This is a genomic window from Nocardia jinanensis (assembly GCF_014645735.1).
Lineage (GTDB): Bacteria > Actinomycetota > Actinomycetes > Mycobacteriales > Mycobacteriaceae > Nocardia > Nocardia jinanensis.
In genome coordinates this window covers 367,442-392,446 of record NZ_BMMH01000002.1, presented here as the reverse complement: position 1 = coordinate 392,446, position 25,005 = coordinate 367,442, and the positions used below count along the sequence as shown (strand labels likewise).

The 25,005-nt window shown below is 68.3% G+C and carries 26 protein-coding genes, 1 pseudogene and 1 riboswitch; of the genes and pseudogenes, 14 read left to right on the top strand and 13 right to left on the bottom strand.

What is annotated here, in order from left to right:
• The first annotated feature begins 9 nt into the window (after positions 1-9).
• Positions 10-609 (top strand): TetR/AcrR family transcriptional regulator, encoded by a 600-nt coding sequence (locus tag IEY68_RS06295; protein ID WP_062997222.1) that lies wholly within the window; start codon positions 10-12, stop codon positions 607-609.
• Positions 610-667: 58 nt separating this feature from the next.
• On the opposite strand, the gene IEY68_RS06290 is transcribed toward IEY68_RS06295, so the two are convergent.
• The 3 genes from IEY68_RS06290 to IEY68_RS06280 all read right to left on the bottom strand — a co-directional run bounded on the left by IEY68_RS06290 (position 668) and on the right by IEY68_RS06280 (position 4,370).
• Positions 668-1,792: an NAD(P)-binding domain-containing protein gene (locus IEY68_RS06290; RefSeq protein ID WP_062997224.1), complete on the bottom strand. Its 1,125-nt coding sequence runs from the start codon at positions 1,790-1,792 to the stop codon at positions 668-670.
• Positions 1,793-2,095: 303 nt separating this feature from the next.
• Positions 2,096-3,703, bottom strand: coding sequence for a sensor histidine kinase (locus IEY68_RS06285; protein ID WP_062996961.1), 1,608 nt, complete (start codon positions 3,701-3,703; stop codon positions 2,096-2,098).
• Positions 3,696-4,370: a response regulator gene (locus IEY68_RS06280; RefSeq protein WP_062996963.1), complete on the bottom strand. Its 675-nt coding sequence runs from the start codon at positions 4,368-4,370 to the stop codon at positions 3,696-3,698. Before IEY68_RS06280 ends, IEY68_RS06285 begins: the two co-directional genes overlap by 8 nt.
• A gap of 120 nt (positions 4,371-4,490) precedes the next feature.
• On the opposite strand from IEY68_RS06280, the gene IEY68_RS06275 reads away from it, so the two are divergent.
• A complete protein-coding gene (locus tag IEY68_RS06275; RefSeq protein WP_062996965.1) occupies positions 4,491-4,868 on the top strand; it encodes a PepSY domain-containing protein in 378 nt (125 codons plus the stop codon).
• A gap of 122 nt (positions 4,869-4,990) precedes the next feature.
• Positions 4,991-5,692 (top strand): dienelactone hydrolase family protein, encoded by a 702-nt coding sequence (locus tag IEY68_RS06270; protein ID WP_062996967.1) that lies wholly within the window; start codon positions 4,991-4,993, stop codon positions 5,690-5,692.
• Between the two features lie 582 nt (positions 5,693-6,274).
• On the opposite strand, the gene IEY68_RS06265 is transcribed toward IEY68_RS06270, so the two are convergent.
• The 4 genes and pseudogenes from IEY68_RS06265 to IEY68_RS06255 all read right to left on the bottom strand — a co-directional run bounded on the left by IEY68_RS06265 (position 6,275) and on the right by IEY68_RS06255 (position 10,022).
• Positions 6,275-6,442: a hypothetical protein gene (locus IEY68_RS06265; RefSeq protein WP_189094086.1), complete on the bottom strand. Its 168-nt coding sequence runs from the start codon at positions 6,440-6,442 to the stop codon at positions 6,275-6,277.
• A gap of 504 nt (positions 6,443-6,946) precedes the next feature.
• Positions 6,947-7,783: an MSCRAMM family protein gene (locus IEY68_RS36005; protein WP_229718675.1), complete on the bottom strand. Its 837-nt coding sequence runs from the start codon at positions 7,781-7,783 to the stop codon at positions 6,947-6,949.
• A 218-nt stretch (positions 7,784-8,001) separates the two neighbouring features.
• Positions 8,002-9,496, bottom strand: a pseudogene (locus IEY68_RS36000) (MFS transporter); the annotation flags it as partial.
• 34 nt (positions 9,497-9,530) lie between these two features.
• Entirely contained in the window at positions 9,531-10,022 is a 492-nt protein-coding gene (locus IEY68_RS06255) for a MarR family winged helix-turn-helix transcriptional regulator (RefSeq protein WP_062996971.1), read from the bottom strand.
• A gap of 204 nt (positions 10,023-10,226) precedes the next feature.
• Between IEY68_RS06255 and IEY68_RS06250 the strand changes: the two genes are divergently transcribed.
• The 5 genes from IEY68_RS06250 (at position 10,227) to IEY68_RS06230 (ending at position 14,888) form a co-directional block, all read left to right on the top strand.
• Entirely contained in the window at positions 10,227-10,883 is a 657-nt protein-coding gene (locus IEY68_RS06250; RefSeq protein ID WP_189094151.1) for a nitroreductase family protein, read from the top strand.
• Positions 10,884-11,409: 526 nt separating this feature from the next.
• Positions 11,410-11,910, top strand: coding sequence for a carboxymuconolactone decarboxylase family protein (locus IEY68_RS06245; protein ID WP_229718642.1), 501 nt, complete (start codon positions 11,410-11,412; stop codon positions 11,908-11,910).
• A 91-nt stretch (positions 11,911-12,001) separates the two neighbouring features.
• Positions 12,002-12,826, top strand: a complete 825-nt coding sequence (locus IEY68_RS06240) for an NADPH-dependent oxidoreductase (RefSeq protein WP_062996973.1) — start codon at positions 12,002-12,004, stop codon at positions 12,824-12,826.
• Positions 12,827-13,041: 215 nt separating this feature from the next.
• Complete coding sequence (locus IEY68_RS06235; RefSeq protein ID WP_062997228.1) at positions 13,042-13,779, top strand: SDR family oxidoreductase; 738 nt, start codon at positions 13,042-13,044, stop codon at positions 13,777-13,779.
• Between the two features lie 77 nt (positions 13,780-13,856).
• The gene (locus IEY68_RS06230) at positions 13,857-14,888 is read left to right on the top strand and encodes an aldo/keto reductase (protein ID WP_062996975.1); all 1,032 of its coding nucleotides are present in this window, start codon (positions 13,857-13,859) and stop codon (positions 14,886-14,888) included.
• Between the two features lie 10 nt (positions 14,889-14,898).
• Here IEY68_RS06230 and IEY68_RS06225 read toward each other — a convergent pair whose 3' ends face one another.
• The 3 genes from IEY68_RS06225 to IEY68_RS06215 form a co-directional block, all read right to left on the bottom strand.
• Positions 14,899-15,951: an LLM class flavin-dependent oxidoreductase gene (locus tag IEY68_RS06225; protein ID WP_062996977.1), complete on the bottom strand. Its 1,053-nt coding sequence runs from the start codon at positions 15,949-15,951 to the stop codon at positions 14,899-14,901.
• Between the two features lie 33 nt (positions 15,952-15,984).
• Positions 15,985-16,188, bottom strand: a complete 204-nt coding sequence (locus IEY68_RS06220) for a hypothetical protein (RefSeq protein ID WP_062996979.1) — start codon at positions 16,186-16,188, stop codon at positions 15,985-15,987.
• 154 nt (positions 16,189-16,342) lie between these two features.
• Positions 16,343-16,873: an LLM class flavin-dependent oxidoreductase gene (locus IEY68_RS06215; protein WP_189094082.1), complete on the bottom strand. Its 531-nt coding sequence runs from the start codon at positions 16,871-16,873 to the stop codon at positions 16,343-16,345.
• A 271-nt stretch (positions 16,874-17,144) separates the two neighbouring features.
• On the opposite strand from IEY68_RS06215, the gene IEY68_RS06210 reads away from it, so the two are divergent.
• Positions 17,145-18,086: a TauD/TfdA dioxygenase family protein gene (locus IEY68_RS06210; protein ID WP_062996984.1), complete on the top strand. Its 942-nt coding sequence runs from the start codon at positions 17,145-17,147 to the stop codon at positions 18,084-18,086.
• A 32-nt stretch (positions 18,087-18,118) separates the two neighbouring features.
• On the opposite strand, the gene IEY68_RS06205 is transcribed toward IEY68_RS06210, so the two are convergent.
• Positions 18,119-18,346, bottom strand: coding sequence for a hypothetical protein (locus tag IEY68_RS06205; protein WP_189094081.1), 228 nt, complete (start codon positions 18,344-18,346; stop codon positions 18,119-18,121).
• On the opposite strand from IEY68_RS06205, the gene IEY68_RS06200 reads away from it, so the two are divergent.
• The 3 genes from IEY68_RS06200 to IEY68_RS06190 all read left to right on the top strand — a co-directional run bounded on the left by IEY68_RS06200 (position 18,321) and on the right by IEY68_RS06190 (position 22,090).
• The gene (locus tag IEY68_RS06200; protein WP_062996988.1) at positions 18,321-19,283 is read left to right on the top strand and encodes an LLM class flavin-dependent oxidoreductase; all 963 of its coding nucleotides are present in this window, start codon (positions 18,321-18,323) and stop codon (positions 19,281-19,283) included. The two genes, IEY68_RS06205 and IEY68_RS06200, sit on opposite strands and share 26 nt — an antisense overlap.
• A gap of 32 nt (positions 19,284-19,315) precedes the next feature.
• A riboswitch (SAM riboswitch) is annotated at positions 19,316-19,429 on the top strand.
• 45 nt (positions 19,430-19,474) lie between these two features.
• Positions 19,475-20,788, top strand: coding sequence for an aminotransferase class V-fold PLP-dependent enzyme (locus tag IEY68_RS06195; protein ID WP_062996990.1), 1,314 nt, complete (start codon positions 19,475-19,477; stop codon positions 20,786-20,788).
• Between the two features lie 108 nt (positions 20,789-20,896).
• Positions 20,897-22,090 (top strand): GNAT family N-acetyltransferase, encoded by a 1,194-nt coding sequence (locus IEY68_RS06190; RefSeq protein WP_062996992.1) that lies wholly within the window; start codon positions 20,897-20,899, stop codon positions 22,088-22,090.
• On the opposite strand, the gene IEY68_RS06185 is transcribed toward IEY68_RS06190, so the two are convergent.
• Entirely contained in the window at positions 22,071-22,958 is an 888-nt protein-coding gene (locus IEY68_RS06185) for a polysaccharide deacetylase family protein (protein WP_062996994.1), read from the bottom strand. The genes IEY68_RS06190 and IEY68_RS06185 overlap by 20 nt on opposite strands.
• Before the next feature lie 62 nt (positions 22,959-23,020).
• Between IEY68_RS06185 and IEY68_RS06180 the strand changes: the two genes are divergently transcribed.
• On the top strand, positions 23,021-23,395 hold the full coding sequence (locus tag IEY68_RS06180) for a MerR family transcriptional regulator (RefSeq protein WP_062996996.1): 375 nt from the start codon (positions 23,021-23,023) through the stop codon (positions 23,393-23,395).
• A 146-nt stretch (positions 23,396-23,541) separates the two neighbouring features.
• Positions 23,542-24,255, top strand: a complete 714-nt coding sequence (gene yczE / locus IEY68_RS06175; protein WP_063916224.1) for a membrane protein YczE — start codon at positions 23,542-23,544, stop codon at positions 24,253-24,255.
• A 335-nt stretch (positions 24,256-24,590) separates the two neighbouring features.
• On the opposite strand, the gene IEY68_RS06170 is transcribed toward yczE, so the two are convergent.
• Complete coding sequence (locus IEY68_RS06170) at positions 24,591-24,899, bottom strand: MTH1187 family thiamine-binding protein (RefSeq protein ID WP_062996998.1); 309 nt, start codon at positions 24,897-24,899, stop codon at positions 24,591-24,593.
• Between the last annotated feature and the right edge of the window lie 106 nt (positions 24,900-25,005).

Genomic DNA, 25,005 nt, shown 5'->3' with positions numbered 1-25,005 from the left:
ATGGTCCGTATGGCGGAGGCGAGTACGGATCAACGGCTGGTGAAGGGGGCTCGATCCCGGGCCGCGATCGCACGGCATGCCGCGGATGTGGCATCGGTCGAGGGACTCGCGGGTGTCAGCCTGGGCAGGCTGGCGACTGATCTGGGTATCAGCAAGAGCGGGATCGCCACACTGTTCAAAACGAAGGAAGCGCTCCAGCTGGCGGCGGTCCGGGCCGGGCGCGAGGTGTTCGTCGAACAGATCATCACGCCCGCTCTGTCCGCACCGCGAGGTCTGCCCAGGCTGCGCGTGCTGGTCGAACGCTGGCTCGGCTATATCACCGATCCGGTGTTCCCGGGCGGCTGCTTCCGCGTCGCGGTGCTCACCGAATTCGACAGCAGGCCCGGCCCGGTACGCGACGCGGTCGTCGCCGATCACGAGGACTGGATGCGGTTCCTGTCCGAGGAGATCCGCAAGACCCAGGAGATGGGTGATCTGAACGGGCGGGACGCGGAGACATTGGCCTTCGAGATCGATGCGATCGTCAGCGCCGCCAACACAGCTCGGCAGGTGGGTGACGAGGCGCGGGTCGTGACCGCGCGCCGGATCCTGGACGACCTACTGCGCTGAGCGCGGCGAGCTCGGCGGCCGTTCCGGCCACGGTCTGCCCGCCCTGGGATTTCGTCGTTCAGCTCAGGCCCAGGTAGCCGGTGAGTTCGGCCACGGCCGCCCGGCCGGCCCGATTCGCGCCCACGGTACTGGCGGACGGCCCGTACCCGATCAGGTGGATTCGCGGATCCACCGCCACCTGCGTGGCGAGCCTGCCGGTCATGGTGATCCCGCCGCCCGGCCCGCGCAACCGTAGCGGGGCCAGATGGTCCAGGGCGCTTCGGAATCCGGTCGCCCACAGGATCACCTGCGCGGGCTGGAAACTTCCGTCGGCCCAGCGCACACCCCCGGGCTCGATATGGTCGAACACCGGCCGGCGACGCAGTACCCCGCGGTCCCGCGCCCCTCGGAGGCGGTCGTCGAGCGGGAGACCGGTCACCGAGACCACCGACCCCGGAGGGAGTCCCCGCCGCACCCTGTCCTCCACGATCGCCACCGCCCGCCGGCCCGCGTCCGCATCGAACCCGGTGTCCCGGAACGCGGGTTCGGATCGCGTCACCCAAGTGGTGGACGTGACCCGGGATATCTCGTCGAGCAACTGGACCGCGGAGATACCACCCCCGACCACGACCACGTGCTTCCCCGCGAACTCGTCCGGGCTGCGGTAATCGCGGGTGTGCAGTTGCCGGCCGGCGAAAGCCGCGGCGCCGCGATAATGCGGGATGAAGGGATGTTCCCAGGTCCCGGTTCCATTGATCAGTCCGCGTACCCGCAGAGTTCCCGCCCGGTCGGTCTCGGCGTGCAGCAGGCCGTCGCGTTCGCTGCGGTCGCACACCACCCGCACACTCACCGGCCTGCGTACCGCCAGCTCGAAATGTTCCTCGTAACGCTGGTAGTAGCGCGGTACCGCGGTCGCGGCCGGGACCGCGGCGCCGGCCGATCCCGCGCCGGTGGCCGCCGCGTTCTCGGCGAAGGCCATACCGGGCAGGTCGTGCACCCGGTTCACGGTGCTCAGGGTCAGCGACGACCAGCGGAACTGCCATGCGCCGCCGGGGCCGGGGGCGTGGTCGACGATGAGGAAATCCTGCCCGGGGACGAGTCCGCGCCGCCGCAGGTGGTAGCCGGCCGACAGACCGGATTGCCCGGCGCCGATCACCAGTATCGGGAAATCCGGTTCGGCCGGGCCGGCCGCCTCCTGCGTCATGATCGCCGATGCTAATCCGCCCGCGAGTCCGCACGCTCGCGGCTGCGCCAGATGGTAGGAGCAGCGCACCGCTACGGTCATCGAGAGACAGCTGCCGGAGCCGCCGAAGGCGAACACACAGTCCGCGAGAGGCGACACCTGCCGCCGCACCGGATTCCCCGGTCGGCACGGTCACGAACGCCGCGTGGTCGAGGGTGCGCTGCTCGTGGCATCGCGGGAGCGGTAGGCGGTGGTGTCGGAGCAGGCGCGCCGCACCTCGAGCGGAGCGACCTGATCGGCGCCGGTGATGCCGTCGGGGCGGGGTCAGGGTGTGACCGGAAACTCCACCACGAACCGAGCGCCGCCGGAGTCCGCGGACTCGACCCGTATCGTGCCACCGTGGCGCTGGACCACATCGCGGACGATCGCCAGACCCAGCCCCGCACCGCCGTCATCCCGGCTGCGGGCGTCGTCGAGCCGCACGAAACGCTGGAAGATCCGCTCCCGGTCGGCCTCGGGTACCCCCCTGCCGTCGTCGGCTACGGCCAGCACGACCCGATCACCCCGGCGTTCCACCGTCACCCGCACCGCCGTCGCCGCGTGCCGCTGCGCATTGTCGACGAGATTGCCCAGGACCCGGGCGATCTGGGTACGGCTGCCGGTGATCACGAGCGGCTCGCGCGGAAGTCCGGCGCCGACCGGTGCACGGTCGCCCACTCGATGGCCCAGCTCCTCCCGGACCAGCAGCGCGAGATCGACCCGGTCCGATCGTGGTTGCTCACCCGCGTCGAGCCGGGCCAGCAGCAGCAGATCGGCCGCGAGATGTTCCAGCCGCACGGTATCGCTCAGCAATCCGTCGAGTTCGAGCAGGCCCGGATGTGCCTGCGCCACTTCGAGCTGGGTGCGCAGACTGGCGATGGGGCTGCGTAGTTCGTGCGCGGCGTCGGCGATGAACCGGCGTTGCCGTTCCGAGGACTGTTCCAACGCGGCGAGGGTTTCGTTGGTGGTGGCGGCCAACCGGGCGATCTCGTCGCGTGCTGTGGGCTCCGGGACCCGCCGCGACAGATCTCCGTGCATGATCTCGGCGAGTTCGGACCGGATGGACTCGACCGGGCGCAACGCCCACCGGGTCACCAGCCAGGTCACCGCGGCGACCACGGCGAGCAGTAGCGGCAGGCCGATCAGCATGGCCCGTCGCACATCGGCGACCGCGCTGTCGGCGGTATCCAGCGAGGCACCCGCGTAGACGGTGACCGGCCGGCCGTCGGGGGTCGTACTCGCGAGCGCGGCGATCCGATAACTGGCGGGCTCGGTATCACCTACCGTCAACTGTGCCTGTCCGAAGACCGGTTCGGTGGTCGAGGCCGTGTCGTCCGCCGGGCCGGTACGTGCCGCCGCATCCGCGGCGAGCCCGGCGTCGGTGCCGGGTCCGGAGGCAACGTGCCCAGAACCCGGTGAGCCGTCCTCTTCGCTCGCCGAATCATCAGTGTCGTCGTCGTCATCAGTGTCGTCGTCATCAGCGTCGTCATCGGCCGGACCGTCGCCGGATTCACTTTCCGCCCCGTCGTCCTCCTCGGAGTCGCCACCCGTGGTGGAGCCCGGCCCGAAGTCCGCCATCGGGCCCTGGCCTCGTAGTTCCTCATCGGCGGCGAGTACCTGTCCGTCGGCCGAGACGACCTGAACCGGTTCGTCTTCGGGATCCGGTAGACGCAGCCGGCCCAGCGGTGTCCCCGCCTCCACCTGCCCGGCGATATCGTGAACGGTCTTGCCGGCCTGCAGTTCCGCGCTGTCGACCAGGTTGTCGCGTAATGCCGCGAGGACGATCAGCCCGGTAGCGGTCAGGGCGATGGCGACCACCACCGTGGCCGCGGTCGTGGTGCGCGCCCGGACCGAACTCCACCAGTTGCTCCGGCGGCGCGTTCGCTCAGCCACGGGCCGCCAGCCGGTATCCCGCTCCGCGCACCGTCAGGATGGTCCGGCAGCCGAAAGGCGCGTCGATCTTGCGCCGCAGCGTGCTGATGTAGACCTCGACGATATTCGGGTCGCCGTCGTAGGCGAAGTCCCAGACATGCTGCAGGATATCGGCTTTCGATACGACTTCACCGGCTCGTACGGCCAGCTGCTCCAGTACCGCGAACTCCTTGGCCGTGAGCGAGACGTCCCGATCGCCGCGACGGCAGGTGTGGGTGGCTGGGTCGACGACCAGATCGCCGATACGCAACACCTGTACTCCACCACGGGTGCGGCGGCGCAGCAGAGCCCGGATCCGGGCCACCAGAACCACATACGAGAACGGTTTGCTGAGATAGTCGTCGGCGCCGGTGTCCAAGCCCTCGGCCTCGTCGTATTCGCCGTCCTTGGCGGTGAGCATCAGGACCGGCGTCTCGTGGCCGGCGGCGCGCAGAGTCGCGCACACCCGGTAGCCGTTCATACCGGGCAGCATGATGTCCAGGATTATCAGGTCGTAGTCGGTGCTGGTCGCCCGGTGCAGGCCTTCGGCCCCGTCGTGAACGACGTCGACCGCGAATCCCTCCGCGGACAACCCTTTCGCGAGTGTGAGGGCGAGGCGTTTCTCGTCCTCCACGATCAGCAGACGCATCTACCCAGAGTGGCAGATCGTTGCTGAAATCTTCTTCAGGTGGCTTCAGGTCACGTTCAGTATCTCCTTGCCACAGTGGTGAGCACATTCGGGACGAACATCCACCCAGGAGGTTTCACCATGGCAAGCGTCATTCGTCACGCGGTCGGCGGTCTACGCTGGATTCTCATCGGCGCCGTTGTCGCGGCCGTGGTCGCCGGCGCCAGTATCGGCGTCGCCACCGTCGCTCTCGGGCACGCCCCGCAGATCGGCACCGCCGCGCAGGGTGTGCCGGGCACCGAGTGGTCACTTGTCGCCGATCCGGGAATCGATCGCTCGCGGGCCATGGATATCGCCGCGGCCGCGGTACCGGACAGTCGCTCGGTCTCGGCCGAATTCGAGACCGAGCATCGCACGCCGGTATGGGAGGTGGAGGTTGTGACCTCCGCCGGTGTGGAATACGAGGTCACCGTGGACGCGCGGACGGGCGAGGTCATCGGCACTGTCGATCACGACTGAGCGGGGAAGTCGTCCGCCGTGCGAACCCGCCCGCGGCGCCGCGGGCGACCGCACCACAATCGGCAGTAGACTCACCCCGCTGTTGTCTGCGAGAGTTCCGGATCGAACAGAGGTGACCGCTGATGACGATGATCGAGGTGTCCGCGCCCGACGGCGATATCGAGGCCGTATGGGAGTCGCCCGAGGGCGCCGGACCGTGGCCCGGGGTGGTGCTGTTGCACGACGCGGTCGGTCTGACCTCGGATCTGCGCCGCAATGCCCGCATGCTGGCCGATAACGGCTATCTGGTGATCGCGCCGGATCTGTTCTTCCGCGGGCCGCGGTGTGTGCCAGGGGTTTTCCGCGATCTGCTGTTCACCGGTGCGGGAAAGACGGTGCGCGATATTCTCGCGGCGCTGCGGCGGGTGCGCGACGATTCGTCGAGCACCGGCCGCGTCGCGGTGGCCGGTTTCTGTATGGGCGGGGGTTTCGCGTTGCTGACCGCGCCACGCGGTTTCGATGCCGCCGCTCCGTTCTATCCGACCAGCCGGGGCAACTACGCCGAGACGCTGCGCGGCAGCTGCCCGATCGTGGCCAGCTACGGCCGGTTGGATCCGATCAATATCGGCCGCGCGCACCGGCTGGAACAGGTGCTCGACGATTACGGCGTGGCACACGATGTCAAGACTTATTCCGGGGTCACTCACGGCTTCGCCAACCGGCTACCTGTGGAGCCCGTAATACGAGTGACGGGGCTCGGCTACGACGCGGAAGCCACCGATGATGCCTGGCGACGCGTTTTCGCGTTCTTCGACGCGCATTTGAAAACCCCTTCGCCGCACTAGCTGTCGCCATCCGCGGGAGCTGGGTGGGCGGGGTGTGGACTCGGTTCTCTGTTCCCCGGAAAGGGAAGCGTCTCTTCGAAACCTCAAGCCGTTGAATATCGTACCGTTCAACAACGGCATAGTTGCCGCGGTTGCGTCCGGCGCCTCATACGGACGGGTCGATCCAACGGAAGGGAGTTCGAGATGTCCCAAAACTTCTTCAGTTACATGATGATCATGATGGTCATGATGATGATGTTCTGAGCGATCCCGGGCCTGCCCGGGAGAACCGAGGCGGAACCATATCGGGTGGCCGGGTACAGGTCGTGGACGGTGGTTTGCGCTCGGCCGGCCGGCCGCCGCGCGGCACAATATCGCCCCACGATGAGCGTGCGAAAACGGATGAGCAGGTCACGCGTGGTGGCGACCTGCTCATCCCGGCGCACGCTCCTCGACGAGCAACGTGCGCTCTTCCGGTTGGTTCGCGGTTGTGTCGAGATCAGTAAAAGAGATGATTCACCCGGCCGCGCCGGGCCGGACTGCTACTCCCGCACCCGCACCGGCCAACAGCTCACCGGCGGGGGCGATCCGTGGTCACGGATCTCAGATGCAGACTTCGGCGCTGCCGAGAGGCACGCAGATTCCGATCACGACCGAGCCCTCGATCGGGGTGGCGGACACAGCTGACGCCGAGGCGACAGGAGCCGCGATGGCGCCCAGGGAGAGAGCGATCGCGGTCGCGGCGAAGATCTTGGTGATTCTGGTTGACATCGCACATCCTTCGGTCGGCTGAAACCACGGATATCATTCGCACAGCACCCCTAGTTTTCGCCGGTCACAAGGTCGAATCCAGACAAGGAATCATCAATTTCCGGCCGCGAGGTCACGATAGGGTCACCGACGGTCACGCCAAGGGTCGCGCCGAGGTCGCGGTGCCTGCCCACGATGAGTATCGATCGACCGCAGTGGTGACCCGGCTTTGTTCCGGGTGCGCTGACCCGCGATCCCGCAGTGATCTCCACCGCAGAGGCCCGCACTGCCGGTGTCGCCGGCTCGGTCGGTTACCTCGGTGTGCGTAGCAGTCATGGATGTGCCTCCTGTCGATCACCCGCGAGCTCAGCCATGTCGAACCGCGGCCGTGGCCGACCGGGCTCGGTGGAGAGGGGCGACAAGCTCGGCACGGTTGCCCTGGTCGCGCATCGGGCAATGCCGGAGGTGGCATTCCGGAACCTGCTGCGGGGGAGTCCCTTCCCGGACCACCCCGCAGCCGCTCGGTCACCCCTGCTCGTCGGTTCCGTATCCGAGCTCGACGTCGTATCCGACCTCTTCACCGGAGATACTGATCTGCCCGGTGACCGGCGGATAGCCCCGGGCCACAACCGTGTACTGCCCTTCGGGCAGATCGGGCACGGTGTAGCGCCCGTCCTCGTCGGTGCGTGCTGTGGCGGTGACATCGCCGGTGGCGTCGAGGACGGTGATCTGGATATCCGCCACTACTCGGCCGCCGTCCGCCCGGGCCGATCCGGTCAGCACGGCCATCGGAGCGAGTTCGATCTCGTGACGCAGCCGGCCGCTGTCGGGCACGGTCAGTGCTGTGGCGGTCGGACGCATATGTTCGGCGACCGCGACCAGGGTGTAGGTCCCCGGGACCACGCCGTGGCACAGGTACGCGCCATCCTCGGCCGATGCGGCCGACGCGACGACCTCGCCGTACTGGTCGGTGACCGTCACTGTCGCACCGGCCAACGGCGCACCGCCGCGGGCCGACCGGACCGTGCCCGACAGTTCGCCGAGCCCCGAGAGGGTGAGATCCGTGCGCTGGGACTGCGCGGCGTGTGCGACATTGACCGCCGTCGGCCGATGTCCCGGAGCCGATACGATCAGCACATAACTGCCCGGTCCGGGCGCGCTGATCGCGAAATTGCCGTCGGTGGACCCGGCGGCCCGCGCGACCTGGTGCCCGCGCTGGTCGATCAGGGTCAGCGCCGCACTCGGTACCGGGTGTCCGTCCTCGCGGGTGATACGGCCATGGAACGATCCGCTCTCCTCGCCTGTCCCGGAAGACCGGGAACCCGGCAGTGAGTTCTCCGTGGTCACGGCCGCGCTGTACATGCCGTGCCCGTTCTGCCCGGCGGTCGCCTGCGCGGTGAGCGCGCCGACGGGTACCGGTGCCGGCTCGGTCCGCGGATCGTCGGTCTCCTGGGCCATCGGTGCGTGGTGCCGGCCCGCGGGCTCGGGGGCCGCCGGGGTGCTCTCCAGATCGGCGAGATCGTCGGGCACCCGATCCTTTGGGTCCATATCGGTGGCCGCCGCGGGGTCGACGGGCGGCTCGATATCGATGGTGCGCCGCAGCGGGCGGTTCGGGAGCAGGGCGGTCGCGACGAGCGCCACGGCGGTGGTCACCGCCGCGATCAGGAAGATCCGCCCGGTGGCGTCGCCGTAGGCGAAGCGCACGATCTCGGCGATCGGGGCGGGTAGCGCTGTGAGATCGAGATTGCCGCTGCCGGAGGAGGCCGTGTGGATACCGAGTTCGGCGAACCGCGCGGTGGACAGTTCGCCGACCCGGGTCGCCAGTACCGAACCCAGTACCGAGACCCCGATGGCGCCGCCGAAGGTGCGGAAGAAAGCGACGCTGCTGGAGGCCGCGCCGATATTGTGCACGCTCACGGTGTTCTGCACCGCCAGCACCAGGTTCTGCATCATCATGCCGACGCCGGCGCCGGTCAGGGTGATGAAGCAGCCGATGAGCCAGATGTTCGTGGCGTGGTCGACCGTGGACAGCAGGGCGAATCCGATCACCAGCAGGGCCGCGCCGGTGACGACGAAGCGCTTCCACTTACCGAACCTGGTGATCAGCTGACCGGAGACCACCGAGGCCACGAGCATTCCGGCCACCATCGGTGACGACAGCAGACCGGCGGCGGTCGGGGAGTAGCCGCGGGCGGTCTGGAGGTACTGCCCGAGGAAGGTGGTGGCACCGAACATGCCCACACCCACGGCGATCGAGGCGATGATGGCCAGCGCGGTGGTGCGTTCGGTGATGATCTTGAGCGGGATGACCGGATCCTTGACCCGCGACTCGACGAGGACCGTCAGTGCCAGTAGCAACACCCCGCCGCCCACATAGAGCGCGGATTCGGTGGACCACCAGTCGTAGTAACCGGATTTACCGGCGAAGGACACCCAGATCAGCAGTACGGAGACGCCGGCGGTGAGCAGAGTGGCGCCGAGCCAGTCGATGCTCACACCCTTCTTGCGGGTGGTGGGCAGTCGTAGCGTGCGCTGCAGGAGGAACAGCGCGATCACGGCGAGCGGGATGCAGATGAAGAAGCACCAGCGCCAGCCGAGCGGGCTGTCGACGATCACGCCACCGAGGATCGGTCCGCCGGTCATCGAGACCGCCATGACCGCACCCATATAGCCGGAATACCGACCGCGTTCACGGGGCGGGATGATGCTGCCGATGATCGCGACGACAAGAGCCGTCAAACCGCCCATGCCGACGCCCTGTAGGGCGCGAGCGGCCAGGAGTAGCCCGACATCGTGCGCGAACCCAGCGATCACCGAGCCGACGACGAAGATCACGATGCCCAGCTGCACCAGCGTCTTCTTGTTGAACAGGTCGGCCAGTTTGCCCCAGATCGGCGTCGAGGCCGCGTTGGTGAGCAGTGCCGTGGTGATGACCCAGGCGTAGGCCGTCTGTGAGGCCTGTAGATCGCCGATGATCGTGGGCAGGGCATTGGCGACGATGGTCGTGCTCAGCAGCGCGGTGAACAGCGCCGCCAGCAGACCGGTCATCGCTTCGAGGATTTCGCGATGGCTCATGGCGAGCGGATCGCGAGAGGCTGGCGCCTCGGTGTCAGACATCGGCTCTCTCTTTCGAAACCTGCGGGTTCTCGTCCGCCGTGCCACAGCGGTCCCGGGAGTTGAGGGAATTCCGGAGGCGGCGTACCACCTGGTACGCCTGTTCCACGTCGTCCTCGGTCCAGTCGACGAGGGTTTCCTGGAGGTGCTGGGTGTGGAATGCCCGTATGTGGTGCAGTAGATCCTGGCCTTCGGGGGTGAGCTGGACCAGGCTGGCGCGACCGTCGCTCGGATCGGCCTCGCGGCTGATATATCCGGCGGCGGCCAGTTCGGTGATATGCCGGCTCATCGCCGACGGGGTGATACGGAGGTCGGCCGCGAGGCCCACCTGCCGGCAGGGGCCCGCCGTCTCGAGAGTGGACAGTACGCCGAGCCCGCCGGGAAGGAGCTGGCCCGCGTCGGAATGGGCCAGAGTGCTCCGGAGAGCACGGCTGATCAGGAACAGTTCACCGAGGAGGTTCTGTGTGGTATCCGATGAGACTGGCACGATAACTCCAAACCGGTGGTTAGTTCCCTTCGCTAACTAAAACTAGATCAGTTGCTTGCAGTAATCAACTATCGCAAATCCGACATGCCCGAGCCGGAGTCGTGGGGGCCGGGTGCGGCTCTGCGCAGTGGCCGCCTCGATTAGCCTCGAATGAGCTGACTAGCCGAACCGGGCGTTGTGCCCGGTCCGATCGAAAGGGTGATTGTGCCGAGAGAGCTGGACCTGTCGACCGACGAACTGCTGTCCACCACCCGGGCGGTGCGAAAGCGACTCGACCTCGATCGTGAGGTCCCGCTCGAGGTCGTGCGGGAGTGTATCGAACTGGCGGTCCAGGCGCCGAGTGGTTCCAACCAGCAGGGCTGGCACTGGGTCGTGGTCACCGACGCCGAGCGAAAACGCGGGCTGGGGGAGCTGTACCGGAAGTCGTTCGAACGCTACGCGGCCTCGAAGTACTTCCCGGGGAACCAGGCCGGCTCGGACTCCACCGCCGATGCCGCCCGGCAGCGTATCGCGAGTTCGGCGACGTATCTGGCGGAGAAGATGGGCGAGGTGCCCACCCTGCTCGTTCCGTGCATCGAGGGGCGGGTGGACGCGGCGCCCAGTGCGCAGAGCGCGTCTCACTGGTCGTCACTGTTTCCCGCGGTGTGGAGCTTCTGCCTGGCCGCCCGTTCCCGCGGGCTCGGCACGGCGTGGACCACCCTGCATCTGAGCTACGAGCGCGAAGCGGCCGAAATCCTCGGCATTCCTTACGACACCGTGTCTCAGGGTGCGTTGCTGCCGGTCGCGTACACGAAGGGCACCGACTTCAAACCCGCCGTTCGGACGGATCTGGACCGGATCGTCCACATCGGCGGCTGGTGACCGCGAGACGGATCACCGCGATCGGCCGCAGCCCGGGTGGCGGCGGAGCCGGGTGTGGGTCGGTGTGATCCGAATCGTTCCTCGCTCGAGCGGCCGTTCCATCTGCGCGCCCCGGTCGGTGTGGGTCTTACGAGGCCTGGGTCCGCCCGTTTTGCCGCCGGGGAGCTGCCGGAAGCTGCTCTCCGGCGGCTTCGTCGTGTTCCGAGTTCGCTGTGCATCGGCCGATGATCGCTCCGGCGACACAGCCGGGCCCCTGCCGATGAGGCTGCCCGGCAGCGCGCCGATCCCGGTGGCCGGGCCGGCTACCGCGGGTCGAGTTCGTATTTCCCGGGAAAGCAGGTGGGCCGCCGGTAGCGAGCCCCGGCGTCCGAGGGCGACCGCTACCGGCGGCACGAGTCCGTGGGGTCAGCTCAGGCGGTGCGGATCGGAAACCCGCAGCAGCCCGGCGCGGCTGCGTCGCCGCGCGGCCCGCTCGAGGACTATCGCGGATCTCGGTGATATCCGGGCGGCCTGTCCGATGTCCGATATGCGCCGGACCCAGTCGCCCGAGGTGTTCCGGCACGCGGTCCGGGGCTTCGCGGTGTACCGCAACGCGACGCTCGACCCCACGCTGCGCGAACTCGGACAGTGCCGGGCCGGATTCGCCCGGGGCAGCCAGTTCGTCTTCTCCCAGCACTGTAAGCAGATGCGCTCGCTCGGAGTGCCCGAGGAGAAGATCGCCGCTGTGCCGCATTGGCAGATCAGTGACAGTTACTCTCCGCTCGAACGGGCGGTACTGGCCTACACCGACGCGCTCGTCTACGACGGCGGCCGGGTGCCGGACGAGGTGTTCGAGGTGCTGCGGGGCGCGCTGAGCGATCAGGAGATCCTCGAGCTCACCTACATCACCACCCTGTACGACATGTACGCGACCATCTGCCGGGCGCTGCGCCTGGAATACGACGACCGGCCCGAACTGATCGATGAAGTGCGGCTGCCCGAAGGTGTCGAGGCGCGGGACCTGTCCGAGGATCTGTCCAGAGCCTGAAGATGGGTGTGGTGAGCGGCGGGCCGCGGGTTTTCGGCTCGAGGTGCGGCCAACCGCTGACCGTGGCCGCCGGTGCGGCGACGATGACACCATGACCCAGATCGCACCGTCTCCGGACCAGGTGGTGGCCGAGCGCTACCGTGATCCCGCACCGACGGCCCCGGCCGAATGGAATCCGGTCCTGCAGGTTCTGCACGAGCACCGATCGGTACGCCGCTATCTGCCCGATCCGCTGCCCGACGGCGTACTGGAACTACTGATCTCGGCGGCCCAGTCCGCCCCCACCTCGTCCAACCTCCAGGTGTGGAGTGTGGTCGCGGTCCGCGACCCGCAGCGTAAGGCCCGGCTGGCCGCGCTGGCCGGTGATCAGGAACAGATCCGGCAGGCTCCGCTGCTGCTGGTGTGGACCGCCGACCTCGCCCGGCTGCGCGGCCTGGCCGCCGAGCGGGGGGCGCCGCTGGACGGGGCCGACTATCTGGAATCCAGTTATGTCGCGTTCCTGGACGCCGCGCTGGCCGCGCAGAATGCGGTGGTCGCGGCGGAATCGCTGGGACTGGGCACGGTCTACATCGGCGCGATCCGCAACAACCCGGAGCAGGTGGCTGCCGAGCTGGCGCTGCCCGCCGGTGTGTTCGCGGTGGTCGGACTGGTGGTGGGCGAGCCGGATCCGTTGGAGAACGCCCGGGTCAAACCGCGCCTGCCGCAGGCCGCCGTTCTGCACGAGGAGACTTACCGGCCCGCGCAGCCCGATCATCTCGACGACTACGAGCAGCGGATCGCGCAGTTCTACGCCGAGCAGGACTTGGCGCATTCGTGGACCGACCGGGTGCTGGCGCGGCTGGCGTCGGCGGAAGCCCTGAAGGGCCGGGACCGGCTCCGCGAATCTCTGGCGGCCCAGGGATTCCCGTTGCACTGATACCCGGCCGGCGGTGCGCGGCCCGCGCCCGGGCTCGAGGGCCGGAACCGGGTTGTGCCCGGCGCGGGGTGGTGCGGTCGATCTCCGACGGTGATCTCTCGGCCGCTCGCCCGCGTGTCGTCGCCCGATCGCGATCGCCGGTGCGAGGATCGACGCGGAATCGGTGCGGTCCCGCCGACCGGTGCCGCACTCAGGTGACATACCAGGAGGTGCCTGTGCCCGCATCGCCCGATCGCATCGCCCTGGTCACCGGAGGCTCCGGTGGGATCGGCCGGGCTGTGGCCGAACGCCTCGCCGCGGACGGAACGACCGTGGTCGTGCACTACGCCGGTAATGCCGGGCGCGCCGAGGAGGTCGTCTCCGCCATCACCGGCCGCGGCGGGACCGCGGTGGCGATGGGCGGGGATGTGGCCGATTCCGACCGGGTGGAAAAGCTGTTCACCGAGATCACCGACCGTTTCGGCGGGATCGACGTGGTGGTCAACACCGCAGGCATCATGCTGCTCGGGCCGGTGGCCGAGTTCGATCTCGACGCGTTCGACCGGATGCACCGCACCAACGTCCGCGGCACTTTCGTGGTTTCGCGGCTGGCCGCGCGCACTCTGGCCCCCGGCGGCGCGCTGATCAATTTCTCGTCCTCGGTCATCCGGCTCCAGCAGCCCGGCTATGCCGCCTACGCGGCGACCAAGGGCGCGGTGGAGGCGATGACCCTGATCCTGGCCCGGGAGTTGCGCGGCCGCGATGTGACGGTCAATGTGGTCGCCCCGGGACCGACCGCGACACCGCTGTTCCTCGACGGCAAGGACGACGCCGCCATCGATGCGCTCGCCCGGATGTCACCGCTGGAACGACTCGGTGAACCGGCCGATATCGCGGAGACGGTCGCCTTCCTCGCGGGCCCGGCCCGCTGGGTCGACGGGCAGGTGCTCTACGTCAACGGCGGGCTCGCCTGACCTCGCTGTGGCAGCAGATTTCGATCAGGGTGAGCCGACCCATCGCTGCGCGGGCGCGTGGATGGTCAACTGTCCGGATGAGCTACGGCCCCTTCGACCTGACCTACACCGCCGCCGAGGACCGTTACGAGAAAGTCCCGTATCGGCGCAGCGGCAACTCCGGACTCGACCTGCCCGCGTTCTCTTTCGGACTGTGGCAGAAGTTCGGCACCGACTACCCGTTCGAGACACAGCGTGAGATCATCCTGCACGCATTCGATCTGGGGATCACCCATTTCGACAACGCCGACCGCTACGGCCCGCCGCATCGCGCCGCGCAGAAGAACTTCGGGCGGGTGCTCGCCAAGGATCTCGCGCCCTACCGGGACGAGCTCGTCCTGGCGACAAAGGCCGGAAATCCGATCGGGCCGAGCCCCTACCTCAAAGGGGGGTCCCGTAAATCGCTGCTCACCTCGCTCGAGCACAGTCTGCGCGATCTCGGTACCGATTACGTCGATATCTTCTACCATCACAGCCCCGATCCCGGGACGCCGCTGGAGGAGACGGTGGGGGCGTTGGCCGCCGCGGTGCAGCAGGGCAAAGCACTCTACGTCGGAATTTCCAACTACCTGCCCGACCGGGCCCACGAGGCCGCCGAACTGCTGCGGGCGGCGGGCGTGCCGTTGCTCATCCACCAGACCCGGTACTCCGTCTACGACCGGCGGCCGGAGCAGAACGGCCTGCTGGACATCGCACGACAGGACGGTTTCGGCGCGATCGTCTATTCGCCACTGGCGCAGGGGCTGCTGACCGATAAATACCTCGAGCGCATTCCCGAGGGAGCCCGCGCGGTGAACAGCACATTCCTGTCACCCGAGGTGATCGACGAGACCTACCGGCGGCGCACGGCCGAACTCGACAAGATCGCCGCGGCCCGGGGCCAGTCGCTGGCCCAGCTCGCCCTCCAATGGGTATTGCGGCGGCCCGAGGTCACCTCGGCGCTGATCGGCGCGAGCAGCACTGCTCAGCTCGACCACAATATCGCCGCCCTGCAGTTCCCGGAGCTCACCGATGACGAGCTCGCCCTCATCGACGAGCACGGTATCCACGGGACCGGGCTGAATCTCTGATCCGATCGGCTCAGTCGCGGAGCAGCGGCAGCAGCGCAGCCCCCTGCCGCCGGATCTCGGGCAGGTAGGGGGTATCGGACAGGACGAAATGGGTGATGCCGAGATCCTGGTACCGGCGCAGCGATTTCGCCACATCCTCGGCGGAACCGACCAGCCAGGTGGTGCCCGCGCCGCCGCCCCCGACGGTGCCCGGGGTGGTGTAGAGGTTGTCGTCGAGCACCTCGCCGCGGGCGGCGAGATCGAGTAACCGCTGCTGCCCGACCGCCGCCCGGCGGCGTACGCCCGGGTCGTGCTTCTTCGCCATCTCGGCGACTTTCGCCGCGGCGTCGGCCCATGCCTGGTCGGTGGTGTCGCGCACGAATGTGGTGATACGCAGGCCGAATTCCAGTGGCGGCAGCGTACGGCCGAGGTTGTCGCTCAACGCGCGCAACCGTTCTATACGCTCACGCACCCCTGCCAGCGGCTCGCCCCAGAACAGCTGCACATCGGCTTCGGTCGCGGCGACCCGCTCGGCGGCTTCCGACGCGCCGCCGAAGTAGAGCAACGGATGCGGCCGGCCCTCGCGTACCTCGATCCGGGGCGTGACGGTGGATCCGGTCACCTGATAGTGCTCACCGCGATAGGTGACGTTCTCCTCGGTCCACAGCCGGCGGACCAGCTGGATGAATTCACGGGTGCGGGTGTACCGGTCGGCCTGGTCCTCCTCGGCCTCGCCGTAGGCCGCGAGATCGTCCTTGCCGGAGACGATATTGATCCGCAGCCGGCCACCGGTCAGATGGTCCAGACTCGCCGCGGCGGAGGCGAAATGGGCGGGTCGCCAGTAGCCGGGCCGGATCGCCACGAGTGGTTCGAAGGTGGTGGTCCGGGCCGCCAGCGCGGTGGCGACGGTGAAGGTGTCCGGCCGCCCCCAGCCGGTGCCGATCAACGCGCCCTGCCAGCCGTTGTCTTCGAGCGCCCGCGCCTGAGCGGTCAGTGTTTCCAGACTGTTGTGCTCGGCGGTGACGGCATCGCCGCGATGCCCGGGGGTCACCTGATTCGGGATGTACCAGAGATATTCGGCCATCGGGGCGGCTCCTGTTCGGTTGCTGGTGTTCGGTCAGCCGACCGGTAGCGGCTCGGGCAGCGCGAATCGCTGCCGGACAGTGGATTCCGGGTAGCCCGCGGATAACGCTGCGGCCGCGCGCAGCAACGGGATCACCTCACGGACGAAAGTGCGCAGATCGTGCGGCAGGGTCGGGGGCTGGATCGTGTATCCGTCGACGACGCCGTCACGCCACCAGTCCAGGATCTGCTCGGCCACCGCAGCGGGCGTGCCCAGGACCAGGCGTGCCCGCCCTCCACCCGGCGGGCCAGCTGCCGGAGTGTGAGCGGTTCGGTGGCGACCAGATCCCGCAGGGAACGGGTGAAACCGCTGGGGCCCTGTTGATCGGGGTCGGAGACGAACAGTTCGGGGATCAGCACGGTATCGGGATCGAACGGCAGACCGTGCCGGTCGGCGAACGCGCGCAGCAGCGCGTCCTCGTCCGGGTGGCCGTTGAGTTGTTCGTGGCGCCGCAGTGCCGCAGCGGGGCGGCGCCGAAATCGGCGGCAATATCGGGACTGAAACTCGACACCACATTCCAGATCACCCGCCCGCCGGAAATATGGTCCAGGCCGGCCAGGCGGCGGGCGAGGTTGTAGGGGGAGTTGTAGGAGCTCGAGGCGGTGATCACGAAACCGATATCGGGCACCCGCGCCGCCAGTGCGGTGAACAGCACGATCGGATCCAGCGAATGCAGCGGCCTGTTGTCGGCGGCTCGTCGCAGTGCGGGATGGTCGGACAGGAACACTGCGGCGAAGCCGCCGGAATGCGCCAGCTCCGCTACTTCCAGATAGTGCTCGAACGAGATGAAACGGTCCCAGTCGGCGTCCGGTGCGAGCCATGAATTCCCGTGATAGCCCCTACTGTTCACACCGACATCGAGGAACAGTCCACAAGAGGGCATGGGATCTCCGTTCGGGCCGGAATCATTCGGGAAGGCGTGTGCACCGGGTCGGCCGGGGGCGGTCATACAGAGAGAACGATGCGCCGGAATCCCTTTCCGGGCTACGGACCGGATCACGATGATTCGAAATTCTCGGCCGGCGGGCGAGTTCAAAGCCGAACTCGACACAGGGTGCAGAAAATCTTGCCGATCCCAATGGGCAGGTAACTCACCGGACCGGACATAGCCTTGCCCCGACATCTTCTCCGGGTGAATCAGGTGGTGGTTTCCGATGACAATTGCAGCGACAGAACCTATTTCCGTGGCGCGGACGATCACCGTGCTCCCGCAGTCGGGTTACACGGGCGCCGAGATCGCGGGTGTCGACCTGGCCCAGGACTTGTCCGACGAGGTGATCACCGAGATCCGGCAGGCCCTGCTGAAGTGGAAGGTGGTGTTCTTCCGGGACCAGGCGATCGGGCACGCGGAGCAGATCGCCTTCGCGCGCCGATTCGGCAAAGTGACCCCGGCTCATCCCTACGAGGACAATCCGCCGGAGGGTTTCCCCGAGATCCTGCCGATCGACAGTCGCCGCTACGACGTGCAGCACGGGCGTAAACGCACCTCCTACGACAGCAGCTGGCACACCGATGTCACCGCCCTGGTGAATCCCCCGGCCTTCTCGATCCTGCGGGCCGATATCCTGCCCCCCTACGGCGGGGACACCGCGTGGACCAACCTGGTGGCGGTCTATGAGAACCTGCCCGCCGAACTGCGTGATTTCGTGGACAACCTCGATGCCGAACACACCTTCGACAATCGCTCGGTGCGGCGCAGCAACCGGGCCGAGGCGATCGAGAGCAACCCGCTGCGCACCTTCCACCCGGTGGTCCGGGTGCATCCGGAAACGGGGGAGCGGGCACTGTTCGTGAGCCCCGGTTTCACCCGCCGGGCCAAGAACATCCGCAACCTCGGCCCGCGCCTGAGCTCGTATCTGCTCGATGCCCTGTGGGAAGAGGCGACGCGTACCGAATACACCGTCCGGTTCCGCTGGCAGCCGGGCAGTGTGGCGTTCTGGGACAACCGGGCGACCGCGCACCTGGCCATCTCGGACGCCGGGCACCTCGGGCACGATCGCGTGCTCTACCGGGTGACCATCGAAGGCGATGTACCGCAAGGTGTGGACGGCCGTCTGTCCGAATCGGTCGAAGGTGAGCCGTTCTACGGATCCTGAGCGATCTCGCGCCGGGCCATCCGGTCGTCCGCTCACTCGCCCCGTGCGCGGGCCGCGAAACCGATTCGCGATCCGCGCACGGGTACGGCCGGGTCCGCGACCACCGGGTCCCGGCCACCCATCCCGGCCGGGGCCGTGCGGTGGTCACCGCGGTGGACGAGGTGGGTTTCACCGTCCGGCGTGGTGAAACACTCGGTATCGTCGGTGAAATCCGGTTCCGGGAAGACCACGACGGTGACGGCGATCCTCGGACTCGTCACGCCCACCTCGGGTGAGATCCGGCTCGACGGCCTGCCGTGGAGCTCGGTGCCGGAACGGGAACGCCGGGCCCGCCGCGAGCAGGTGCAACTGGTACCGCAGGACACGCTGAGCTCGTTCGACCCCGAGCCGGGCCGGAGCGGCCGCTTCACCTTCGGCGGGCCGCTCGACCTCCCCCGGTCGCCGCAGGGCAGGCCGGTGATCGTCCAGGCGGGCCGATCACCGGCCGGTATCGTCTTCGCCGGGCGCTACGCCGAGGTCGTGTTCACGGTCCAGCAGACATTCGAGGAGGCGAAGTCCTTCCGCGACGCACTGCGGGCTGCGGCCCGCGATGCCGGACGCCCGCCGGAGGACATCCGCGTACTACCCGGGCTCTGGCCGTTCGTCGGATCCACCGGAACCGAGGCACGCCGGCTCTACGACGAACTGGAAGAACTCGTGCTGCCCGCCCAGGTCGCGCACCAGATCGCGAACTTCACCGGGCTGGACCTGAGCGGTTACGACTACGACGAGATCCTGCCGGAGCTCCCGGCACGGGGATTCCAAGGACAGCAGGGCCGCTACGAATCCCTGCGCCGGCTCATCGGCAGCGGTCAGAACACCCTCCGGAAACTGCGGAAGCAGTTCGGGACAAGTCGTGGACATCAGGTGGTGATCGGCACGCCCGAGCAAATCGCCGATTCGATCATCGACTGGTACGACAGGGGCGCAGTGGACGGCTTCAGTATCCAGCCGCCGATCCTGCCGCACGGTCTCGAACTGTTCGTCGACCAAGTGGTCCCGGAGTTGCAGCGCCGCAAGGTGTTCCACACCGACTACGCACCGGGCGCGCCGACCTCCCGTGACCAGCTGCGCGCCTCCCGGCCGATTCCGGTCCCGGTCGCGGCCGACTTCGCGTCCGGGCGGCCGGGAAGCGTGGACAACGTGGGTTCGAGTTGACAAGGCGGGAGTCCTCTGACAATCTCGCACCAGGTCATGAGTGCCAGCGTGAAACCCCGGTTTGCTGGCCGGCAACCCTCCTCCGCGGTGGGGTGCCCCGGGTGACGACCCGGCCGCCGCTCGACCGAGCGCGGCAAGCGCGGACTCCGTTCACCTCGAGATCCGGAGTCCCTCCCCGAAGGGATTACCTGATGACCGCTGTACTCGACCCGACCTGCGCCCTCGCCCGGGTATCCGGCGACGATCTGCGAGTTCCGCTGGTGCAGGGTGGTACTCGCGACTACGCGAATTTCGATTACGCGGCCAGCGCCCCGGCGCTCGCGCAGGTGGCCGACCGGGTCGCCGGGCTGCTGCCGTATTACGCGAGCGTGCACCGTGGCGCCGGCTACGCGTCGCGGATCTCCACCCGGTGCTACGAGGTGGCCCGGGAAACCGTGCGCGGTTTCCTGCACTGTGCCGCCGACCAGGAGGTGGTGTTCACCCGTAACACCACCGACGCGCTGAACCTACTGGCCGGTTGTGTGCCGGGCGAGACCGTGGTGCTCGATATCGAGCATCACGCGAATTTCCTGCCCTGGTCCCGGCGCGGGCGCCGGGTGGTGTCCGCGGCGGACACCCTGGCCGCGACGATCGACCGGGTCGCCGCGGAGCTGCGTGCGAAGCCCGCCGCCCTGCTCGCGGTGACGGGCGCGTCCAATGTCACCGGTGAGGTGCTGCCGCTGGCGGAACTGACCGCGCTCGCGCATCGCCACGGTGCGCGGATCGTGGTGGACGCGGCGCAACTGGCGCCGCACCGGCGTATCGATCTGTGCGCCACGGGCATCGATTACGTGGTCTTCTCCGGCCACAAGCTCTACGCACCCTTCGGTGCCGGTGTGCTGGCCGGGCGGCGGGACTGGCTCGACGCCGCACCGCCGTACCTGGCCGGCGGTGGCGCGGTCGCCGAGGTCACCGCGGAAACCGCGGTATGGGCGGCGGCTCCCCATCGGCACGAGGCCGGGTCGCCGAACGTACTGGGCGCCGCGGCGCTGGCCGCGGCCTGCGACGTACTCGCCGAATTCGGCACCTCCGCCGATGCGCAGGAACGCGCGCTCACCGACCGGTTGCGCAGCGGACTCGAGGGTATCGCCGGTGTCCGGTGCCTGCGGATCTGGGCCGACAGCCCGGACTGTGTGGGGATCGTGGCCTTCACCGTCGACGGTTTCGAGGCGGGACGGGTAGCGGCGTATCTGTCCGCGGAACACGCGATCGGGGTGCGTGACGGCCGCTTCTGTGCCCACCCGCTGCTGGCCCGGTTCGGAATCGATGCCGCGCTGCGTGCCAGTATCGGCCTCGGCACCACCGCCGCCGATATCGACAGGCTCCTCGACGCCGTGCGATCCCTGGTCGCGGGTGGCCCGCAGTGGAGCTACGCCTGCTCGGATGGACGGTGGGATCCGGTACCGGAGACCCGTCCGGGCCTGGTCGCGGGAGCGGCGCCGGGAGCGGCACCGTGCACGATCTAGCGCCTCGCCCGATATGACAGTGTTTCCGACAGCGGCGGCGTCGTGCGGGGTGGTCGTGCCCCGCCGCGGATCCGCATCCAGCCCGACCCACCACCGGAGTGACCCGAGATGCCCATCGATATCGACATACTGACCGATACGGCGGATCTGCGCACCGCGCAGCAGGTGTTCCGCACCGCCATGGTCGGGATCCCGCCGCTGTCGGCGGAAGCCGGGGACTCGCTGAACGAACCGGGTCGTACCCTCGGTGCCCGCGTGAAGGGCGCGCTGGTGGGGACGGTCAACTCCTACACCAGCTGGCTGGTGGCACCGGGCGGCGACCGTCTCCCGCACGCCGCGGTCACCCATGTCGGAGTCCTGTCCACGCATGCGCGGCAGGGGATCGCGACCGCGCTGCTGCGGCGGCAACTCGGCGAGATCGCCGCGCGCGGGGAGGTCGTGGCCTCGTTGCGCGCCACCCAGGGCGGGATATACGAGCGGTTCGGATACGGGGTCGCCGGTTCGTCGGCCCGGTGCGAGATCGATGTGCACCGGGCTCGCCTTCGCGATACCGTGCCCGCGGCCGGTCCGGTCCGGTTGCTCGCCCCCGGCGACGCCTGGGAGGTACCCGCCAAGATCTACGCCACCGCGGAGGTGGCGTGGACCGGGGCGATCGATCGTCCCCCGTACTGGTGGCGGCTCCAGGAACTGATGCGGGGGCACGGTCATGTCGCCGTGCACGGGGAACCGGGCGCGGAGGACGGGTTCGTCCGCTACCGCGCCGAAGGCGCCGAATGGACACGTGGTCCACGGCGCACCGTGGTGGTGGAGGATCTGATCGCGACGACCCCGGCCGCGTACATCGGCCTGGTCCGCCATCTGCTCGGCGCCGATATCGTCGACGCGGTCGTACTGAACGCCGCCGCGCCCGACGCCCCGCTGCGTCATCTGCTGACCGACGAACGCGCGCTCCGGGTCACCGATATCCGGGACGAGACCTGGTTACGGCTGATCGATGTGCCCGCCGCGCTGACCCGGCGCGCCTACCGGCCGGGCCCGCCGGTGGTCGTCGCGGTCACCGACCCGATCCTGACCACCAATACCGGCAGCTACCGGATCGGGGACGGCGCCGTGACCGCGGTGGACGAATCCGCCGATCTCAGCACCGACGTCGCCGCGCTGGCGGCTGCTTATCTCGGTGGCACCCGCTGGCGGGATCTGGCGCTCGCGGGCCGCGCCACCGAGCATCGGCCCGGTGCCGCGGCGGCCGCGGACGCCTTGTTCGAAGTGGACGCGCACCCGTTCAGCGGGACCTACTTCTGACTCCGTCGCCGGTCCGGGTGGCCGCGTAGTGCGCCGCGATCTCGTCGCTGGTGGTGACCCATACTCCGGGATGTTCGACGATATGGGCCAGCGCCTCGTCGAGATACCGCGCCCGGAACGCCTGCCCGGTGACGAAGGGATGCAGCGCCAGGGCCAGCACGCGGCCGCCGGCCTCGGATTCCGCCCACAACCGGTCGAGCTGGTCGCGCACGATCCGGACGAATTCCGGACCGGTGAGCCCGGTGCCGAGGAACAGGGTGTTGTCGTTCAATTCCACCGAGTACGGGACGCTGAAAAGGCCGGGTACGCGCAGTGGGTACGGCTGGTCGTCGTTGGTCCAGTCCAGGACGTAGTCGACGCCGAGTTCGCGCAGCAGCTGCGGGGTGCGGAAACTCTCGGAGAGCGCGGGGCCCATCCAGCCGCGCGGGCGCTTTCCGGTGCCCCGCTCGATGGTGCCGAGCACCTCTTCGAGATAGGCACGCTCGTCCGCGGCGGGGATCTCGGCCTGCAGGACGGAATTGTTCCGGCCGTGGGCCAGCCAGGCCCAGTCGCGCTGCCGGCCCGCCTCGATGATGCGCGGGTACCGTTCGACCACATCGGAATTGAGCAGAGCGCTGGCGCGGATACCGTGCCGATCCAGCGATTCCAGTATCCGCCAGAATCCCACCCGCGGCCCGTAGTCACGCCAGCCGTAGTTGAGCGGATCCGGGACCTGTCCCGCCGTACCGGCGAAAATACTCGTCGACGGCCGGTCTACCCGGTAGTGCTCGATATTGAGACCCACATAGAACGCCACGCGGGCGCCGTCCGGCCACCGGATCGGTTCGCGGTCGACGATGGCGCTGTATTCGAACAGTTCGTTGTCCATTCGGCTATCGTCGAAGCTTCACACTGGTGTGAAGGTCAAGTCGCGGTCGTGAGGTCGGTGGAATGAGAATCGGCGAACTGTCACAGCGCACCGGCGCCTCGCGTCGGCTGCTGCGCTACTACGAGGAACAGGGGCTGATCGCCGCCCAGCGGTGCGCGAACGGTTACCGCAGCTACGACGAACGTTTCGTCGACCGCGTCCTGCAGATCCGGGGTCTACTCGACGCCGGATTGCCGACCCGGATCATCAAACAGATCCTGCCGTGCCTGGACAAGCCCCGCACCATCTACTTCCCCGACGCCACGCCCGAGATGCTGGCGACGCTCGAAGGTGAACGCGACCGGATGAACGAGCGGATCCGCTGCCTGGAGCGCAACCGGGACGCCGTCACCGAATACCTCTGCGCCGTACGCGAATACGGCGCCCACGGATCCTGACGATCTGCTGCCCGTCCACCACCGCCGGGTCCGGGCAGTCCGGTACCTCCTATCCGGCTATTTCGCTCGCGGCGGTACCCGAGCAAGATCAGGTGCTCGGGTACCGCCGCGGTCGCGGGTGTACCGGATCGCAGCGAGGGAGAACGATGACCGCCACGCGCCGAGCCGATAACGGTGGCCAGTTCATCGCACGCCGCATGAACGCCGTCGAACAGTTGCGGGCGGAGAAGAAGGTCCGGCGTCTGACGCAGCTACTGCTCGGACTGGTCGGGTACGGCGTATCGATCACGCTGCTGGTCGAATCGTCGCTGGGCGCCTCGAGCTGGAACATTCTGGCCGAAGGAGTATCGCTGCGTTCCGGTCTGACGTTCGGCTGGGCCACCAACATCATCGCGGTCGTCGTTCTGCTGTTCTGGATCCCGCTGCGCGAACTTCCCGGGCTGGGGACCGTCCTGAACGTCGTACTGGTCGGCGCGGCCGCGGATCTGGCAGCGGTTCTGCTCCCCACGCCGACAGCGCTGCCCCAGCGGGTGCTCTTCTACGTCGTGGGTCTGGTCATGCTCACCTGGTTCGACGCCGTGTACCTCGGCGCTCGATTCGGGCCGGGCCCGCGCGACGGTCTGATGACCGGTGCGGTACGCGTCACCGGGAAACCGATCTGGATGGTACGCACCGGTATCGAGGTGGTCGTCCTGACGATCGGGTGGATACTGGGCGGGACGGTCGGCTTCGGGACGGTACTGATCGCGGTGGTGATGGGTCCGCTGGTGCAGCTGTTCCTGCGCGCCACGACTGTTCGCCTCGCGAGCGACCGGGCCGTCGAGGTCAGTGGTGATACGCCGGCCCCGGCTGCCGGATGAGGGTCGTCGCGCCCATACTTCTCATGGGTCGCTCGTAGGGGCACGAGTCCGGTACGCTCCGGATCTCGTGCGGACCTCACGGATTCTGTTCGCGGCCGGTGCGCCGCGCTGATCGGAGACGCCGATCGGATCAAGATCGTTTCCAAGCCGCTGCACGCGGAGAAGGCGCGGCGCTACCTGGCTGTGATGCGCCCCGATCTGGCCGACCGGCTGGTCCGCGGTGCGGACTATCGCTTCGGTGAGTGGTCCGTCCGCAAACCGGTATTCGGCGTGATCGGATACCGGAGGCGCGGTGCGATGCCGGGATCGCACCGGAACAGGTAGGCTCCGCGAAATCACGGCCCGGACGGCTGTTCGCCCAGACGGCGTTCGATCGACTCGACCTTGGTGTTCAGCGTGTTCGTGCGCCCGGGCCGGATATCGGCCTTGATGACGATGCTGCAGCGATCGGAGACGGCCAGTACCGCATCGGTCGCGGCCTTGATCACCCCCATGACTTCGTCCCAGTCGCCTTCGATTTCGGTGAAACTCGCGGCGGTGCGGTGCGGGAGTCCGCTGTCCCGGATCACCCGGACCGCTGCGGCGACCTGGTCACCGACGCTTTCACCCGCGCCGATGGGTGTGATCGAGAATGCGGCGAGCATGGCGGTTCTCCTCGCTGTCGGAGCGGACACTGCACTGTTCACCGTACGCAGGCGCTGGTGGATCGGCGGCGGGGTGCGAGTGGTGCGCCGGGCGGCGAAGGCGATT